Source organism: Ilyobacter polytropus DSM 2926, assembly GCF_000165505.1.
GTDB lineage: Bacteria > Fusobacteriota > Fusobacteriia > Fusobacteriales > Fusobacteriaceae > Ilyobacter > Ilyobacter polytropus.
The window spans coordinates 98,264-115,759 of the sequence record NC_014633.1 but is presented as its reverse complement, the minus strand read 5'-3'; the positions used below and the strand labels follow the sequence as shown (position 1 = coordinate 115,759).

At 37.6% G+C, this 17,496-nt stretch carries 24 protein-coding genes and 1 tRNA gene; 22 read left to right on the top strand and 3 right to left on the bottom strand.

Annotated features, from left to right (window positions below; translation table 11 throughout):
• The 22 genes from ILYOP_RS10475 (at position 1) to ILYOP_RS10370 (ending at position 15,334) form a co-directional block, all read left to right on the top strand.
• Positions 1–381 (top strand): hypothetical protein, encoded by a 381-nt coding sequence (locus ILYOP_RS10475; protein ID WP_013388483.1) that lies wholly within the window; start codon positions 1–3, stop codon positions 379–381.
• Between the two features lie 4 nt (positions 382–385).
• Positions 386–1,363 (top strand): major capsid protein, encoded by a 978-nt coding sequence (locus ILYOP_RS10470; RefSeq protein WP_013388482.1) that lies wholly within the window; start codon positions 386–388, stop codon positions 1,361–1,363.
• Between the two features lie 24 nt (positions 1,364–1,387).
• Entirely contained in the window at positions 1,388–1,777 is a 390-nt protein-coding gene (locus ILYOP_RS10465) for a hypothetical protein (RefSeq protein WP_013388481.1), read from the top strand.
• Positions 1,778–2,218, top strand: a complete 441-nt coding sequence (locus ILYOP_RS10460; protein WP_013388480.1) for a hypothetical protein — start codon at positions 1,778–1,780, stop codon at positions 2,216–2,218.
• Positions 2,219–2,232: 14 nt separating this feature from the next.
• Positions 2,233–2,739, top strand: a complete 507-nt coding sequence (locus ILYOP_RS10455) for a hypothetical protein (RefSeq protein WP_013388479.1) — start codon at positions 2,233–2,235, stop codon at positions 2,737–2,739.
• Between the two features lie 47 nt (positions 2,740–2,786).
• Positions 2,787–3,098: a hypothetical protein gene (locus tag ILYOP_RS10450; protein WP_013388478.1), complete on the top strand. Its 312-nt coding sequence runs from the start codon at positions 2,787–2,789 to the stop codon at positions 3,096–3,098.
• 29 nt (positions 3,099–3,127) lie between these two features.
• Complete coding sequence (locus ILYOP_RS10445; RefSeq protein WP_013388477.1) at positions 3,128–3,421, top strand: hypothetical protein; 294 nt, start codon at positions 3,128–3,130, stop codon at positions 3,419–3,421.
• A 4-nt stretch (positions 3,422–3,425) separates the two neighbouring features.
• Positions 3,426–3,995 (top strand): phage virion morphogenesis protein, encoded by a 570-nt coding sequence (locus tag ILYOP_RS15260; RefSeq protein ID WP_013388476.1) that lies wholly within the window; start codon positions 3,426–3,428, stop codon positions 3,993–3,995.
• Between the two features lie 5 nt (positions 3,996–4,000).
• The gene (locus tag ILYOP_RS10435) at positions 4,001–6,712 is read left to right on the top strand and encodes a phage tail tape measure protein (protein ID WP_013388475.1); all 2,712 of its coding nucleotides are present in this window, start codon (positions 4,001–4,003) and stop codon (positions 6,710–6,712) included.
• A gap of 16 nt (positions 6,713–6,728) precedes the next feature.
• Complete coding sequence (locus ILYOP_RS10430; protein ID WP_013388474.1) at positions 6,729–7,136, top strand: hypothetical protein; 408 nt, start codon at positions 6,729–6,731, stop codon at positions 7,134–7,136.
• On the top strand, positions 7,133–8,701 hold the full coding sequence (locus tag ILYOP_RS10425) for a hypothetical protein (protein WP_013388473.1): 1,569 nt from the start codon (positions 7,133–7,135) through the stop codon (positions 8,699–8,701). The genes ILYOP_RS10430 and ILYOP_RS10425 overlap by 4 nt, the downstream gene beginning before the upstream one ends.
• Positions 8,702–9,601, top strand: a complete 900-nt coding sequence (locus ILYOP_RS15255; RefSeq protein WP_013388472.1) for a hypothetical protein — start codon at positions 8,702–8,704, stop codon at positions 9,599–9,601.
• 12 nt (positions 9,602–9,613) lie between these two features.
• Positions 9,614–9,943, top strand: a complete 330-nt coding sequence (locus ILYOP_RS10415; RefSeq protein ID WP_013388471.1) for a hypothetical protein — start codon at positions 9,614–9,616, stop codon at positions 9,941–9,943.
• A 15-nt stretch (positions 9,944–9,958) separates the two neighbouring features.
• Positions 9,959–10,603, top strand: coding sequence for a hypothetical protein (locus ILYOP_RS10410; protein ID WP_013388470.1), 645 nt, complete (start codon positions 9,959–9,961; stop codon positions 10,601–10,603).
• A gap of 4 nt (positions 10,604–10,607) precedes the next feature.
• On the top strand, positions 10,608–11,498 hold the full coding sequence (locus ILYOP_RS15250; protein WP_013388469.1) for a discoidin domain-containing protein: 891 nt from the start codon (positions 10,608–10,610) through the stop codon (positions 11,496–11,498).
• A 3-nt stretch (positions 11,499–11,501) separates the two neighbouring features.
• Entirely contained in the window at positions 11,502–12,107 is a 606-nt protein-coding gene (locus ILYOP_RS10400) for a hypothetical protein (protein WP_013388468.1), read from the top strand.
• Between the two features lie 199 nt (positions 12,108–12,306).
• Positions 12,307–13,227: a radical SAM protein gene (locus ILYOP_RS10395; protein ID WP_013388467.1), complete on the top strand. Its 921-nt coding sequence runs from the start codon at positions 12,307–12,309 to the stop codon at positions 13,225–13,227.
• A 20-nt stretch (positions 13,228–13,247) separates the two neighbouring features.
• Positions 13,248–13,817: a class I SAM-dependent methyltransferase gene (locus ILYOP_RS10390; RefSeq protein ID WP_222838886.1), complete on the top strand. Its 570-nt coding sequence runs from the start codon at positions 13,248–13,250 to the stop codon at positions 13,815–13,817.
• A gap of 9 nt (positions 13,818–13,826) precedes the next feature.
• Complete coding sequence (locus ILYOP_RS10385) at positions 13,827–14,258, top strand: hypothetical protein (protein WP_013388465.1); 432 nt, start codon at positions 13,827–13,829, stop codon at positions 14,256–14,258.
• A gap of 22 nt (positions 14,259–14,280) precedes the next feature.
• Positions 14,281–14,721, top strand: coding sequence for a lysozyme (locus ILYOP_RS10380; RefSeq protein ID WP_245546529.1), 441 nt, complete (start codon positions 14,281–14,283; stop codon positions 14,719–14,721).
• 12 nt (positions 14,722–14,733) lie between these two features.
• Positions 14,734–15,045, top strand: a complete 312-nt coding sequence (locus tag ILYOP_RS10375; protein WP_013388463.1) for a hypothetical protein — start codon at positions 14,734–14,736, stop codon at positions 15,043–15,045.
• A gap of 16 nt (positions 15,046–15,061) precedes the next feature.
• The gene (locus ILYOP_RS10370) at positions 15,062–15,334 is read left to right on the top strand and encodes a hypothetical protein (RefSeq protein ID WP_013388462.1); all 273 of its coding nucleotides are present in this window, start codon (positions 15,062–15,064) and stop codon (positions 15,332–15,334) included.
• A 151-nt stretch (positions 15,335–15,485) separates the two neighbouring features.
• Here the strand turns inward: ILYOP_RS10370 and ILYOP_RS15245 are convergent, their stop codons facing one another.
• The 3 genes from ILYOP_RS15245 to ILYOP_RS10355 form a co-directional block, all read right to left on the bottom strand.
• The gene (locus tag ILYOP_RS15245) at positions 15,486–16,016 is read right to left on the bottom strand and encodes a hypothetical protein (RefSeq protein ID WP_013388461.1); all 531 of its coding nucleotides are present in this window, start codon (positions 16,014–16,016) and stop codon (positions 15,486–15,488) included.
• An 80-nt stretch (positions 16,017–16,096) separates the two neighbouring features.
• Positions 16,097–16,172, bottom strand: a tRNA-Thr gene (locus ILYOP_RS10360).
• Positions 16,173–16,309: 137 nt separating this feature from the next.
• Complete coding sequence (locus ILYOP_RS10355) at positions 16,310–17,491, bottom strand: NAD(P)-dependent malic enzyme (protein ID WP_013388460.1); 1,182 nt, start codon at positions 17,489–17,491, stop codon at positions 16,310–16,312.
• Positions 17,492–17,496 lie beyond the last annotated feature (5 nt).

Below are 17,496 nucleotides of genomic sequence, written 5' to 3'. Positions count from 1 at the left end.
ATGGCAGAATTCACAAGATCAACAACAACACCTGCGGCAGATATAAAAAGAATAGCACCTGACATGAGAATCGTTCTTGGAGCGGCAGATGCAACAATAGAAACTTTTCAAGTGCTAGCTCAAGACAATACAGATGGGAAGTTCTATAACTATGTAGATGGTGATGCGGCAGTTGGAGTTATAGCAGGTATCTATACTGGACCTGAAGTTACATTGACAGCTTTGGGATCAGACGTAGCCGGGACAATAACATCTCTTGCTATAGTGACGAAGGAAGATATTGTAGGGGTGGACTTTGACACTGATACAGCTGCAATCACCCAGTTCAAACAGTGCGGAGTCATCCTTACTGACAAAATCGAAGGAACAGAGGAGGTTTAATTAGATGAATGAAAAAATGATACATTTGATAGCCCTTATCAATGCGGCTAAACAAAGAATCCAGGTTCCACAGGTTTACTCGAACAAGTTCATGGCTGCCGGAAATAAATTTCTTTCTAATACCGAAGCCATAAGAGTAGATGAGATGTTAGATCACTTTGTCGTGGCTGGAATAGTAGGAAGAGAGGACGTTCTTCCTTTGCTAGGGAAAGACGGGTTTAAATCAATAGAGTTCACTCCTGATATAGTTGGAGGAACTTATGCCTACTCTGCATCTGACCTGACAAATATAAAGGCCGGTGTACCTACTTATACAACAGATGGTAAGGAGATCGACTCTATAGCGGCTATGGAAGCCAAATATGCAAGAATCGCTTCTGCATCTGTTGCAAACAGAATAGAAAGACAATGTGCCGATGCATACCTAAAAGGGACTTACACTGATAAGTCAGGAACTACTCATAATGTAGGAGTAACTTCTGCTATAACTCTTGCCTTTGCAGATAAGGTGGCTTCAGATGTGGTCCTTGCTAAAATCACAGCTTATATCAAGAAATACGGAGTGTCTCCAAAAGTAGAAGCCGGTGTAACAGTATTTAATGCTGTTAAAAATGAGGCTCTAAATGCAGCGCAAAATATAAATGGTGTATCTTTCTCTTTTGTAGGTGAGATTCCTATCCTTACTGTAGCAGGAAAGAAAATAGAGATGCTCATGGATGCCACAGGTACAGATGGAAATAACATTGATACTTCTGCAATGCTTATCCTTTCAGATCCAGCAACTCTTGCAGTAGGGTACGGATGCCTTGTGTGGGGAGATGTAAAATCCAACGAATCTAAAATCGCAAGAGCCGAGTTAGTAGCTGGAGAACTCAGAGTGGAAGAAACTACAGGTCAAAAAGGTATCTGGGCTAAATCAGCTCCAATGCCAATCGTGGTAAACACCAATAAATTCAATAGATACAACTGTACAGGACTATAAGATAGATGGGAGGGCCTGGAGTAAATGGCTAATTATAATTACATGCCGGATAAATTCATGCCGGAGCAGACCAAAAATGCAATCTTACATCACTGGGGATTTGGGGAGTCTGACTTTATCTCTAAGGCCCTTCAGCTGGAAAATGTAGCTATAGCAGTAATTGACGCTGCTGTGAATCTAACAGTACTTAAAGAAGGGGTAAACGGGCCTAGCCTCTTGAGTGATCTCTGTACTTCCTACGTAGGAGCAAAGTTATTTGAGCAGATATCAAATAACGACTACGAAGGGTATGTTGATAACCTTATGACTGGATTCTGGGACACCATAAAGGAGATAAAAGAGGCACAGGAGAAAGCCTCAATAAGTCCAGAAGAGGAACCGGAAAAATATGCACCGGGGATAATGGTGTTTTAAATGTTAGTCTGGGGATTTGATACAGATTATTTTATAGGCCCGGCATTAATAAGTTTAGACGGAATAAATTTAGGTCCAACTCTGGAAAGTGAAGAAGTCAAATTGACAATAACGCCTATAACAGAAGAGATAAAAACGGACGTAGTGAAAGAACCAGTTGAAATCAAGCAAGTTGATGAAAAGGTTAAATTCCAATGTGCGATTCCGTATACCTCAGATCTAGCTGAAATGCTAAGTCTTAAAGGCAATAGTCTAGAGCTTCTAAGAACAGGGGAACTTGTAATAATTTCGTCTGGAATAAAAATAACTCTATACAAAGCGGCTGTTACTATGTCTTTGGATAAAAGATACTCATATAGCAAGTTCAACACTCTTAGTATCGAGGCCACAGGATTAAAAAACAGCTACGGCTTTAAATATAATATTGAAATAACTTCGTAGGAAGGAGGGAAATAATGGACGTTATAACACTTGGAGTATGTAAGATAGACTTTACTCTTGAAGGTGGAAATGCTGTAACAATCAATAGAACATTGGAAGAGCAGGACACAATCTTCACAGCACCTTATGAAACTAACAAGATAAAATTTGACCAACTAGCAGGAGCACAAGCCGGAAATCATTTTATTTCTGAGGAGCCAACTTTGACTTGTTCGGTAGAATTAGACCTTGACACACTTCCAGACCTTACAGGAGCTTACAAGTCCGGTACAACAGGACTAGGGATGGCAGCACATGGCCAAGCAATTAAATTCGGAGCTATAAATGTTCATCCTGTTTCTGCCGGAGCCTCTACAGCTCACGACATAATCGGAAAAAGAGTTTATTGTGTAGTAACTAATCAAGTTGAGTACAAGAATGAAGGTAAGACAAGAGCGGATCTAGTTTTTTACTTTTCAGCAAATCCGGAAGAAACTGACGCAGATTATGGTATGCCTTATACCATTGGTACATATTCATAAAATACATAGCCTTCCTACGGGGAGGCTTTTTTTAGAGGTGAAAATAAATGATAATTTACGACATAGATAAAATAATCCGTGAACCTCTGAAAGTTAAAATGAGAGGTGAAGAACACGAGGTAAACGAACCTACGTTAAGGACCTTTGGAATCATCCAGAAGGAACTTGAGGAACGTCTAGAGGCGGATCCTATAGAGGGGCAGAAATGGTTGATAAAATTATTGGTCCCAACCATTCGACTAGAAGATATTACAAATTCTGAACTGTCAATTCTAGGAAGGATATGCACAAAGGTCCTTAGTGGAAAACACATGGGAAAGATCCCATCCCCGGAGGAGATAATGAAGAGAATCCTATAGAAACAAAGATCTCTTTTCCTTATCTTGTTATGAAGTACAAAATGCTGACCGGGGCAGCTATGGAAGAGATAATGAATACTAACATATTTGAATTTTTTACCCTTCTGGGAGCCTCTGAGGCTGTAATTTCAGAGGACAGCATAAGACTAATGAAGATCTACGATAACAAATTGCTGTTAAAAAGCAAGAAAAACGCCTCTCAATACCCGGATCTGATGAAGTACCATAAAAGGATCTACACAGAAAAAGGTGTTAAACAATGGAGGAAAAAAGCTGACATAGCCGGACTTGAAAGACTAAAAGCTATGGTCGAAAAAGGGTGATCTTATGGCTAAAAAAGTGACCTTTGAACAATTCAAGGCGATTTTAGATGAAAAAACAGCTAGGGCCAAAGACTTAAAGCCTGTTATGAAGAAAATCTCAGGGGATATGCAGACAAAGGTGGATTTTAGATTTAGACAAACTAAAGGTCCTGATGGGACAGCTTGGATTCCTCTAAAGGAATCCACTATATCTAAAAGAAAAGGAAGAAGCAGTAAACCCCTCAGTGATAGCAGTGCCCTAAAACTTTCTATTCATGAGAAACACGACTCAAGTTCCGCTGTGGTTGGGTCTGATCGACCTTATGCTGCTTACCAGCAATTCCCTGCTAAAAAAGGGGAATTCAAGAAAAAAGAAAAAGAAACTGTCAAGGCTCATAGCCGAAAAGCTCATACAAGACGGACAAGAAACGGGGAAACAACAGTTAAAAAGCATAACGTAAAAGCACATGAGCGGGATAATCAAGGTGCTCCTTGGGGAGATAAACCGGGGCGGCCTTTTCTTGGATTCTCCGAAAATCAAAAAACAAAATACAAAAGATGGATCAGTAACTTTATTCAGAAGGGAGGGAGTTGAAATAGATGATTGGTAAGGAAACCTTTATCATTGAACAGAAATTGACGGTTGATAACAGCGGACTTATAACGGGAAATAAAGAGGCTAAAAAATCCACGGGTGCATTGGACGGGGCCGTTGGTGGGGTAACTAGTAAGCTAAAAGGAATGGTAACACCTGCAAATCTTGCCGGAGCTGCTGCCGCTTATCTTTCTTACAGGACTGTTCAAGCTGTCAAAGACTTTGCAGCCTACGAGAAGCAAATGTCATCGGTGAACACCCTTCTGAAAGTGTCCAGAAAAGAGCTGACAGAGTACGGGAACGGTCTTATAGATGTGGCTATAAAGACTGGGACAACTAAAGAGGAACTGGCAAGCGGGGCATATGAGGCTCTGAGTGCAGGAGTAGACGCTACAGATCTGCTAAGCTTCATGGAAACTGCTGCAAAAGGTGCAGCTGCCGGAATGACAGACGTAACAACTGCTACAGATGTACTCACATCCACAATAAACGGATTCAAGCTTGAAAGCTCCGACGCAACAGATGTTATGGACAAGCTTATCACGATACAGAACAACGGTAAGATAGTCCTTGGAGAGATGTCCACTGTCATGGGTGATGTTGCTGATATCTCAAATTCTCTAGGTGTGAATCTGGACAATGTGGGAGCTGCCCTATCAACAATCACAATGAGCGGTACACCTGCAGCACAGGCAGGGACTAGAATAAAGGCTATGTTTTCAGAACTTGCCAAAGAGGGGACAGATGCCTCTAAAGTCTTTGGAAAAATAACAGGACAAAGCTTTAAGGAGTTCATAACAGAGGGCGGAAACGTGGGGGAAGCCCTTCAGGAGATGGAGAAGTACGCCAAGTCCAACGGAAAACAGATGATAGACCTCTGGTCAAGCATAGAATCTGGGCAGGGGGCTATGGGATTGACCGGTGAAAATGCAGAGGCATTTACCAAAAACTTAGATTCCATGAAAAAATCTGCCGGGGAACTGGAAACAGCTTACCAGTTGGCTTCTGCTACTATTTCTACAGAATGGACGAAGCTTACAGGGACGATGAATAAAAAGTGGATGGAACTCGTAACAAAAATGAGGGATCCGATCATAGTAACTTTACAAGTAATAAGAAGAGGACTTGGTGGAGAAACTGATGATGATCTGAGGAGTGATGCCACAAAATCCCTTTCAGAGGCTGAAAGTAAAATAGCTAAATTGGCCCAACAGGAAGATGAGCTTCAGAAGCAGATAAAGGAGAATGAAAAAAATCCGACGTGGTGGGCTGAAAAAGGTTGGGGTGGTACTGAGTCGCTCAAAGTCAAATTGGCTAATATTCAAGAAACTCTCAAGAAAGCCACATGGGAGTATGAAAAGGCCAACAATGATATAGCAGCTCTCGACATAAAAGCTAAATACAAAACACCTTCAACGCCCACAACCCCTCCAGATGACCCAAAACCCAAAGGGGAAACAGACGAAGAAAAAGCAGAAAAAAAGAGAAAGTTACTTGAAAAAATAGCCAACTATGAAGCTGAACACGCTAATAAAATCAACTTGATTGACATCCAATTTTTAAGATCTAAGAGTGAATATCAAGAAAACCTTAATGAACAGCTAAAATCCGGGCTTATTTCAAGAGAGGAATATAATAAAAAGCTAGAGGCTTTTGAGGAAGAGAACACAATAAAACAAAATACAAGCTATAAAGAGGCCCTAGAGGACCTTAAAAACTTCTATACAAATGCGGGAGAGATAGCAAAGGCAAACGCTATAGAGAAACAGATCCTCGAAATAGAAGTGAAGATCACGGGTATGGAAGGGGATTTGCTAGATGGCTTAGAAAATCCAGAACTAGAGGCTTTTAGACAGAAACAACTTGAGGATCTCACTAATTTCAACAATGAAAAACTTATAAGAGAGTGGGAATACCTTGAGGAAATAGGAGCTTTGAGGTTACAAGGTGAAATTTCAGAACAGGAATTTACAGATAGAAAAAATGATTTTGATTATAACCAGAGAGAGCTTGAGAGCCTTTTTAGGATAGAACAACTTGAGGATCTAAGGAGCTTTTATCTAGAGCAAGGGAATATGCAGGACGAGGCTCTTGAGGTTCAAGCAACGATAAATGAAAAAAAAGCCCAGGTGAATAGTGCTGAGAAAAAAGCCACTGAAAACAAAATGAAGTGGGAATCTTGGGCTGAACGTTACAAAGTAGACGTATACGAGCAATCTGCCGAGGCTGTAATGGACACTTATGCAGCTCTAGCGAGTGGACAAATAAAGGATCTGGCAGCCTTTAAGAGCTATTGCAAAGAGAAGATTGCTGAATTACTACTTGCTAAAGGACAGGAACACATGGCAGAGGCTATTTCTTGGACGGCAACTGGTTTTGGGTATTTGGCAAGTCTTAATCCGGTTATACAATCTATGGCCCCGGCAGCTTTTTTATCCGCAGCCGAACACGCAGCCGCAGCGGCACTCTTTGGAGGAGCCTCAAGTGCTCTTTCTTCTGGATCCTCTTCTAGTAGTGATGACACTACAGAAAGTGTATCAAGTACAAATGATAATGATATAGCAGCCGCAGAAAGTACAGCCTCAAGTGCTGATGATGAAAAGGTTCAGATCTATGTTAGTACAGAGGAAAACGCTATGGCGAAGGCTATGGTCAACATCTTAGAGAAGGAACTTAATGATGAATATAATGTTTCAATTATAGGGAATAAAAAGTGATAAGGGAGGTGTAAAAATGCAGATTTTAACAACTATCAATAGCCTTGAACCTTATAAAATCAAGGGTATTAAATATGAGGGGTATGAGAAAGATTCTGACGGATCCATTTTAAACACTTCTGAAAGTGGCAAGGAATACAACATAATAAGATGGCTAAAGCATAAATACGCCTTATCACTCCAATGGCTGACCTATGATGAAATAGAAAACATTATAAAACAGTTCCAGACAGCTAAAAAGAATCAGGAAAAAGTGACGATAACGAAATCAAAACTTACTTCAAAAGGGTATTTGGATCTTAAAACTACAGCCGGAGAGCCTGTTTTTTCATTTGAACTAACTGATTTAAAACCTTCTCAGAAAACCGGTACTAGCTTTTATGATCTGACAATATCCTTAATCGAGAGAGTTGATCTGGTATGAAGTATTATCATTACGCCATTAAAATTTTTGATTCTCTTAGATCCGGGACAAATGATGAAAGCCCTTTATATGTTGCTACAGGTGAGGGGATCTATCTTGATGGTATAGAGTGTCTGGCTATAGCAAATACGCCAAGCGACATAACTTCAAGCATAATGCCTACAGACAGTAAATGTTCTGTATCATCTAGCAAAATAAGAATAGGGAATCCAGACTATTCAATATCACAATGGTTCTATGAGCGGCAAAATTCAGAAGGGACCATGACCTACGGAGAAAAAGTTGAGATCTACGCTGTAGACGCTGATAAAAACACCTATTTAATCTATATGGGAATTATAAGAGAAATAAACAACGATACTCTTGAAACTTATTATGAAATAGAGGTTGCAGACGTACAAGAGAGGCTAAAAACTTCTATATTTGATAGAGAGTTTTCTAATTATCAAGCTGAAAGCATTAGTGATATAAACGCTTACAGGCTGCCTCATTATGATGATGGGGGAACAAGAAAGGGATTCACTATTATAGAGCAGGACGAAGGGGACACAGACGATAGCGGAAACGCTGTAAATACAAGAGTGATAACTTTTAATGGTCATGTGATTGACTTTGTGGAAATGATCTACCAGATAGCCTTTTCTACAGATACCCTTGATGTTCAAGTTTTTTATTTATCAAATGATTGGCAAGATTTTGTGGATCTGGACTCTTTTAACTCTGTTAGGGCCTCATTAAGTAGCAGCTCTTATCAATTCTATTTTGAGTTCAGAGAGGCCGTTGAAGATCCTTATGAATATCTGAAAGAAAACATTTACAAGCCTTGTGCTATATTCCCGTATGTAAATTCACAGGGGAAACTAGGGATAAAACTACACAAGCAGCCGCAATCCAGTGACGAGGTGGCTACTTTTTCAGAAGAAAATATTGTTTCTGTAGATAAGAAAGCTATCACAGATAACAACGTAGTGAATCATATCCAATGTAAGTACGGGTGGAAGTTTAAAGATGATGAAGAATCGGTCATAAGATACTTTGGAAATGCAACGTCATATAATAAATTCAGAATGTTTATACCTACTGACAGCCCACAAGAGATTGAAATAAGAGGGATCAATAACCTTTCAGATACAGCGAGGGCCACGTTTGCTCAAGGGGTTACAGACGCTATATTCTCAAGGTACGCTCTACCTTCAATAGAAATCTCTTTGACAGTTCCATTGGAAGAGGCTACGTCCTTGAAAGCTGGTGATTATGTTTTTTTCTCTCATAATACAGTTGTTGCTTGGGAAGGGGACAATCCGGGACTAGCAGGAATAGGAGCGGTGGAAGATGAAGAAGATCCTTTTGGCGGATTGGCATTTATGGATCTAGGGGTTGAATGGGGAGCCTTTATAGATGGAAATAATCTTGGGAAAGCTATTGACGGCACTTGGGTAGTCACTACCACAGAGGCTGAGATCTCTCATAAACTTTTTAACGATACAACTGACCCTAATTTTAAAAGTTGCTTAGAGAATCATAATAGTGTCAGCAGCTTTTTAAGCAATCAAGGAGGTTACTAAGTGGGAAAGAAGCTTATGGAAATAACTGAATTTAAAAAGAAACTAAAAAGTGGCCAAGCCTCGATAAAACTATTGGACACGGGATTTTCACAGCTCACAAGGAAGATCACGAGCGATCCCGGAGCGAGTTATTTGACGGCAGAGGCGGCAGATCCTTTTAGTAAAGAATTGATAGTATCACTAAATGCTGCACAACTTGCTTTAAAGGCGAGATACCAGACGCTTTTTTCAGCTTATAACACTTGGGTAATTGGAAAACAGGCGAGCATGCCGAATCTAGAAACCTTTGGCTATGAGTTTTCCGCTGTAGAGGATCATTCAAACGGATATGAGGCAAATGTGACCTCAGCCGATTATTATATGCTTACTAGTATAATAAACGCTGAGAAGGAACTTTATGAGGCCGGGAATTATTGGTTTATGAATAACCTTGAATCAAATATAGATGTTATCAAAGAATGGAGCAAGACTCAAAATTATGGCAGTACGACTTCAAAAGTCATAGGGTATTTTGAAACAGGTTGGGACAGAGTGCCGCTCTGTTATTCGTGCAGCGTGTCCGGGGTAAGTTGGTCAAATGTAGGAGGCGGTGACGATAAAGTCTGGGTACACGCTTGGAACTTACACAACATTCCAAACGGAGCAACGGCCACATTTGAAATAGAGGCCTCCTACTGGACAGGAAGTCAAGATGAAGGCTCCGAAGTCATTGAAAAGGGCTACATGTATATAAAAAGAACCGTTATAGACGGGGATTCATATTATACTTGTTGGGCTACAAAAGGCGGCTTAAAAGATCACGGAAGAATTGACAGCTATGTAAGAACAGGATTAACAGCCACACATTTTGATACAGATACACCTAGCTTTTCTTGGTTACAAGAAAGGACATATTCATAAAGGAGGGCCTAAATGTTAGAAACTATAAAAGCAATAAAAACTTATATCCAGACCGGGATAAAAAGCACAGCTATGACTATTATAGACACGAGCTTTGCTGTTTCAGCTTGGAAAATGAACTCAGCCGGGGAAATGATAGCAAAAGAGCATTGGAGTTTGGATAATGAGGATCTCGCCACAGCCACAGCAGATGATTTTACCCTAAGACACTCTGTAGATATGAGTTATACTTCTGACCTAAGTTCTACAGTAATTTCTAAGATCTATGTGGAAATAGACGTTGAAAAGAATCCTAATAAACTTATACCGTCTACTTTACAGGCTGAATTGGATCTTTTATAAGGGGGGGTGGACTAATTGAATTTTAGAGGTGGAACTTTTAAAGAAATTCTTTTTAATATATATGCGGATCTTACAAAGGATCTTGAAACTAAAAAGACCGATCTGGAAAGCTATGCAAATGATACTGTTATTCAAAATGCCAAAGATACGGTGGATGATTATATCACGGATACTAGCAAGCCGGATCTGGACAGTTATGAATCAGAAAAAGAAACCGAGCTTAATACGTATACAACAGCTAAAAAAAGTGAATTAGATACCTATAAGGGAGAGAAAGAAAGTGAACTCGAAACTTATACAACTACTAAAAAATCAGAGCTTAACACCTACGAGATACAACTTGAAGGATCTCTGGATGACTATCTGATAATAAAAAAATCAGAGTTAGATAGCTACGCTCTAGAAAAAATTTCAGAGATTGAAGAAAGTACCGAGGTTGTTTTTGAATCTAGCATAACAGATGATTATACCGAACCTAGTTCAAGTTTGGTCGCTAGTCAAAAGGCACTATATGATGGTTTGTCTACAAAATCAAATACTCATACTCATCCTTATAGAGCGGATACTTGGACACCTACAGCCTCAGAAATAGGGGCTTATCCCTCTACTGGAGATACCTCTTTGATAATAAACGGTGTGACTATTACTGTGGAGGTGTAACCTTATGAAAATGCGATATCTAAGGTGGTACGCAGCCGGAAGTTCTTCAAATACTAGCAATCACATAGTTGAACTAGAAGCCTTTGAAGGAACCACGAATAAAGCAAGCGGGATAACAGCTACCTCAAATTACGGAAGTGCTTCAAACTTGGATATATTAACAAATGGAGATAAAGCCACAAGTCCTTATTGTAGCTTTGGTGGTTCTACTGTAGGGTATGACTGTTATGTTCAAATAGATCTTGGGGCAGTTTACGACATTGACACTATAAAAGTATACCCTTATTGGTCAGACGGAAGAACTTATTATTCTACTAGAGTAAACACTTCACAAGATGGTTCCGTTTGGGTAGCCCCTTATGATTCAGTAATTCAAGGAACTTTCGTAACAAGTTCTAGCGGCTACACAATAGATTGTTCAAAATATTTTAGGTTTGGAGATTATGACTTTCCTTTATACTCGACAGCAAATGTTCCTTATCTTAAATGTGGCGATATGTATTTACAACTTACTACTGACAGTAGCCTTTCAACTGTAAGACCTAGGCCAGTATTCACTAAAGATGGTACAGCTAGATATATTCAAGAGTTACCTTCTAGCTTTACAAGTTGGACTACTTCAAATACAACTTCGCAAAGTACGTCAACAAGTTGGACTACCTCAAATAGTACAACTACAAGTTGGTCTACTTCATATTCTACATCATATTTGACTAAAGAGTGGACAAGGTACGGTGACTATTCTGATTATACATATTGGTACACGAGTAAAACGACATCAAGGACAACCTCGAAAAGTACCACAACGAGTTGGACCACTTCACAAAGTACAACTACAAGTTGGACCACTTCCAAGGCCACAGGTAAAACAACTAAACAAGGAGGGTGGATATAAAAGATGGAGTTTGACACTAAAAAAGACAGACTTGGAACGGTAATAAGAAAAAAAGATATTCCTTTTCAAGACTTCTTAATTGAAGAGTGTAAAAGGCGTAATATAGAACTAATGTACGATAAAGAAGATATAGAAAGTGAAAGAGAACTTTTAATTTTTACTGAGTTTTTCGGTGGAATGGGTGGCGTTATGATAAAGCCGCAGAACTTCACACGTCAAATGAAACAATATCATCAAGCTTTTTTAGATGATACACCTATAAAAATTGATTTTTCAAAATTAATAGATTCAGCCGGGGACAAATACTTTTTAGAAGAAATAGAAGAAATGCCGGAAAAGGTAGCTTTGCTTTGTGGATCTAACTTTTTAGGGACTCACACAAAGAAAGAGTTGATAAATGAAGCTGTAAACCAAGGGGCTATGTTAAAACCTCACCCGGTTACAACTGAGGACGTTTTAGAACTATTAAACCGGACTTGGAAAGGTAAGGTTTACGGTCCTATGCAATCTGGATTCACGCTATATAAAAAAGCTAAAGAAATATGGACAACTAGATTCTCTGAATTTTCTCTATTTGCTATTCTTGAGGGGAAAAGCTTAATTTTATAGATGACGATTTATTAATTCATAGAGGGAGTTATAAGAGCCTGAATCTATATTTAGAAATAACGGAAAATCAAACTAAAGAAGGATTAAATAAAATATTAAATTCTAGTTTGTCCGGGATCTTTTTCTCTGAATTTAATACTGAGGCTGACATACTCAGGTATCTTGATAATTTTGAACAAAATATCTTAGGGAGGTAACAATGGAGGAAAATGTTTTACATTTAGAGTTGATACTGACAATGGAGTGTAATGCTAATTGTGATTATTGCTATCAAAACGGAGCGGAAAAAGTGCCAGATATGGATGAAGAGTTCATTGATAAGTTATACGAAAAAATAAAAAGTGAAGAGTATTACAACAAATTTGTAATAGCTCTCTTTGGTGGAGAACCTACTCTGGCAGAGGATAAAATACTTTATTTATTGGAAAAGTTAGAAAACTTAAAAGATTCTAAAGTTTTTAGATTCACTATGCCAACAAATGCTATAGACACTGACGCTGTACTGAGAATAAAAAAAGCTATAAATAAAAGAGGATGGGAAGTATCTTTCACATTAAGCAACAAAGAGGATCTAACCTTGTCAAATATACCGGATGAAATATTGATTGAAAGTTCTTATTCTTTTATATTTAATTCTAGTAATTATACAAGTATTACAGAGGACCTTATAGACACTCTTAAAAATTCTAAATTAGGTGGTGGAATTGTAATAAAGCCAGATGTATATAGTGATCTTTCTTCTATCCCGGCCTCAGATGTATCAAACATTTTAAAACTTGTAGCTGATAAAAAAGCCTTTTTCAATGTAAATTTAACGAATCCAGACGCTACAGCCTGTGTTATGGATGATCTTGAAAGGGTAACGGTATTTTCTACCGGAGAATTTGCTATGTGTACCAGAATGACTATGGGTTGCTATGAGGATGGGTATATAGGACATATTGACACTACTACTTTTCAAGAAGCTGTGGCAAATAGAATTGAACTAGCTAGTCAGATATCGGAAACCGGTATGTGTTTATGTAAAACTCAAGCAGCTATAGAAAGTGCTAATTACGTTGACGAAATAATTCAAGCTACAGACGGAATTTATGACGGTTTGGTTGTAGCAAAGGACTAGGTGATTAAATGTACTACTTTATGAAAAATGTTTCAAATAAAGATACTTTTCAATATATGACCGGTGATTGGTACGGGGAAAATATGGCGGATCCTGTTAATCGAGAGGAAAAAGTAAAAGTTATGTGCAGCTTTTTAGAGGAAAATACAACTTTAATCCCGGAGGATCTATCAATAGTGGACTTTGGATCTGGGAATGGAGCTGTGCTTGAGGCTATGAGTAAATATTTTAAAAGTGTTAAAGGTTACGAAATAAGGGAAAGCATTTTAGAAGATTCTTATCAAAGAGAAAATGTTGAAACCTTAGATGTTTTGGAAGGGATCCCGGAAAGTTTTGATATTGGACACGCAAATATATTGATGTATTTTTCAGAGGATGAACTAACAAATTTCTTTGAGAAAAATACCGGGGATCTGAAAGCTCTAATAATTACATATAGATTTGGATTTGTATTAAATGATGAGGCCCGGATCAATTTCTTGACTGAAATAAAATTTAAGGCCCTTGCAGAAAAGTATGGATTTGAATTTTATACAGATCCTACATTTTCTAATGTGTCTTATATGATTAAATCTGACTATTTGAAGTAGGTTAAGCTTATGATTAAACGCCTTAATACAAGGAAGCACCTTGCAGGGCTTATGACGGCCTCAGAAAATTTAAATATCGAGAGTAGGATCTTAAATTTTAATCAAATTGAAATAGAACCAATAGAGCTATATGGTTCCTATATAAAAAATAAATTAATCGGTTATATTGGAATAAATACCTATAAAAATAAAGCACTTCAAATATTCGCTTTAAAAACTGATGGCGGCCCGGCTTTTTATAACGATATCATTAAATTTTTAGACTATACAATGTTGTTCTTGGATTGGGCCACGTTTGAAGTGATGGAAAAAAGTCCCGGAGAAAATCTGGTAAGGATTCTTTCAAAGAAAAAGCCAGAATATAAGATTCGGGAACTTCATAGGGAAACAACTAAAAATGGATCCAAAATAATTAAATATATAGGAGGATCTTATCAGTGAAAAAGGAGGAACTGTTTTGAAAATGAATCAAGCGGGATATGACTTAGTAAAAAACTCAGAAGGCTTAAAATTAAAAGCGTACTTATGTCCAGCTGGGAAATGGACTATAGGTTATGGATCAACCCTATATGAAGATGGCTCAAAAGTAAAAAAAGGAGATACTATAACCAAAGAAAGAGCAGATAAATTATTAAATAATTTAATTTCTAAATTTGAAGAAGAAGCAAGAAGACTAATCAAGATTGAACTCAATGAAAACCAATTTTCAGCTTTAGTTGATTTTATATATAATTTAGGAATTGGAAATTTCAGAAAATCTACATTATTGAAAAAAATCAACTCCGGAGAACTTGAAGGGGCCTCTGAAGAATTTGAAAGGTGGATTTATAGCAACGGTAAAAAACTAGAGGGATTAAGAAAAAGAAGAAAATCAGAAAAAGAACTATTTTTAGCAGAAATTTGAAAGGGGGAAAAATTGGATAAGAACTGCGGACCACTACAACTAGACCATGAAAAAAGAATTTCTGCTCTTGAGACTTCTATAAAAGGGGCATTTTCTAGAATGAACCATATAGAAGAAAATCAAAAGATTTTAACAGATATGAACGCTAATATAAAAGTAATAGCGGAGAGATACACAGAGTTAAATAAAAAATTTGATAAGGTTGAAACAGATCTAGAGGAACTTAAAGGAAAATCTGGAAAGCGATATGAACAGTTAATCAGTTTAATTATGACTGTTGTAATTAGCGGAGTTTTAGGAGCTTTTATAAAATCTTTGTTTTAAAGTGGAGGGATATATTATGGAATTTTTAAGTAAGTATGGATTGGTTATTTTCTCCGGGGTAGTTTTTTTAGGTGTTTTTTTCAAGTTCAAGAAAAAAGCCCATCAATTAGGAGACAATATAGGGGATAGACTGCCGGAAACTGTTAGGAAGGAAATGGGTGAATATATCGAAGCTTTTGCAGAGGGACTAAAAGGTGAAAACTATGATGGGGACGGAAACCTTGTAAGTAATACCCAAATTGATAATGCGATACAAAAGGTGAAGATTGATTTGGGTTTGAAGGAATAACCCTGAAAAAACTGGGTGTTGAGTTAAGTTTTAACCCTTTGCAATATAAGACTAAGCTATTCACAGTAAGGTTCAATCTTAGAGGGGATTCTATACAAAGTATATTTAGAAATATTTTCAGATGATAAAAGCCAGGGGTCGAGTCCCTGGCTTAAATTTTATATAATGTGGGCAATATCTTATTAAAATAACCTTGCCTACCTAATTTTAATATATCTTCTTTATTTGAATTTAAAATTTCCGTATGTTCTAATGGGAATTCAAATAAATCGCTATTATTTGCTATGTACCATGATATAAATAATAAAAACAATTCAGGCTTCTCACCTGAAAGACTTGAGTAAAGATTTGCTGCATCAAAAATTAAAATCTCTGTTGCTTTAGGATTAAAATTTAAAAATTCATCAGAATCTTTATCGGCATGCTTAAAAAAATTTTGAGCTGCATTAAATTTTTTTATAACTTCTTTTTCATGCTCTTTTTTTACTCCATATTTAAAAAACATTTCTCTTATTGAAAAAGAAGAATTTTCTTTTTTATAATTTAAATCTCTAATAACATTATATGCTGCACAAGTAAGAGTATGAATAGACACAGGATCTTTTTCATTAAAATATAAAATAATTGCTGTTTCCAGTTGTCTTTTAACTATATCTAATTTTGAAAGTGTTAATTCTTTCATAATTCTCCTTTTTTCTTTGCCATTTCTTTGCCAAATAAAAAAGAGAAGAACTTACATTCCTCTCTAACAGTTAATTTTAATGGTGCCACCTGGCGGAGTCGAACCGCCGACCTCTACCTTACCATGGTATTGCTCTACCTACTGAGCTAAGGCGGCGTAAGGCTGCAGCAAAAGTATATCATCACTTATTAAAAGTTGTCAACTTTTTTATTTATAATCTTAATTTTTAAAAATATTAAATTTATAGAGGCTGACCTTTTAGAGTCAGCCCCTATACTTTCTTACTTACCTACTTAATCCCTGCAGATCTTCATATCCTTTGCAACTCTCGCCACAGTTTCAGACACTACCTTTACAACTCTCTCATCAAATGGATCAGGAATTATATAGTCATCTCTCAACTCCGACTCCTCTATTACGTTAGCAAGAGCTATAGCTGCCGCCATCTTCATCTCTTCAGTTATTTTTTTCGCCTTTGCATCTAGAGCACCTCTAAAAAGTCCTGGGAATGCAAGAACATTATTAACCTGATTATGGAAGTCAGATCTTCCTGTCCCCACTATCCTAGCTCCTGCTGCTAAGGCCTCATCAGGCATTATCTCTGGAGTAGGATTTGCCATGGCAAAGATTATTGAATCAGTATTCATAGTCTTTATCATTTCAGGCTTAAGTATACCTGGAGCTGATACCCCTATAAATATATCTGCACCCTTTACTGCATCTCCTAGTCCACCTTTTAGGTTTTCTTTGTTGGTAATAGTAGAGAGTTCTCTAGAAAGGAAGTCATATTCCCTAGTTTCATCGTCTCTTGCGATAATACCATCCTTATCCACTGCTATGATATTATTTACATTGAGCTCTTTTATCATTTTTATTATCGAGCTTCCTGCTGCTCCTGCACCGCATACCACTACATTGGCATCTTTTAGATCTTTTTTCAATAATTTATAAGAATTCATTATAGCAGCGGACACTATGATTGCAGTTCCGTGCTGGTCATCATGAAATACAGGTATGTCTAATTCATCTTTTAACCTTGTCTCTATCTCTACACATCTAGGTGCAGATATATCCTCTAGGTTAATACCACCAAAGCTTGGTGCCAAAAGCTTACACGTTTTTATTATCTCTTCTGTATCCTGAGTATCGAGGCAGATTGGAAAAGAATCTACACCGGCAAATTCTTTTAATAAAATGGCCTTTCCCTCCATTACAGGGAGAGCAGCTTCAGGCCCTATGTTTCCAAGACCTAATACTGCAGATCCGTCACTTATTACAGCCACCATATTCCCTTTAGATGTATATTTGTAGACATCTTCCTTATTTTCCTGAATCTTTCTACAAGGTTCTGCAACTCCTGGAGAATATGCAAGACTAAGTTCCTCTCTGTTGGTTACCCTTACTTTTGAGATTACCTCTATTTTACCCTTATTTTCCTCGTGTAGCTTTAAAGACTTTTCATAAACTGTTGACATGACGA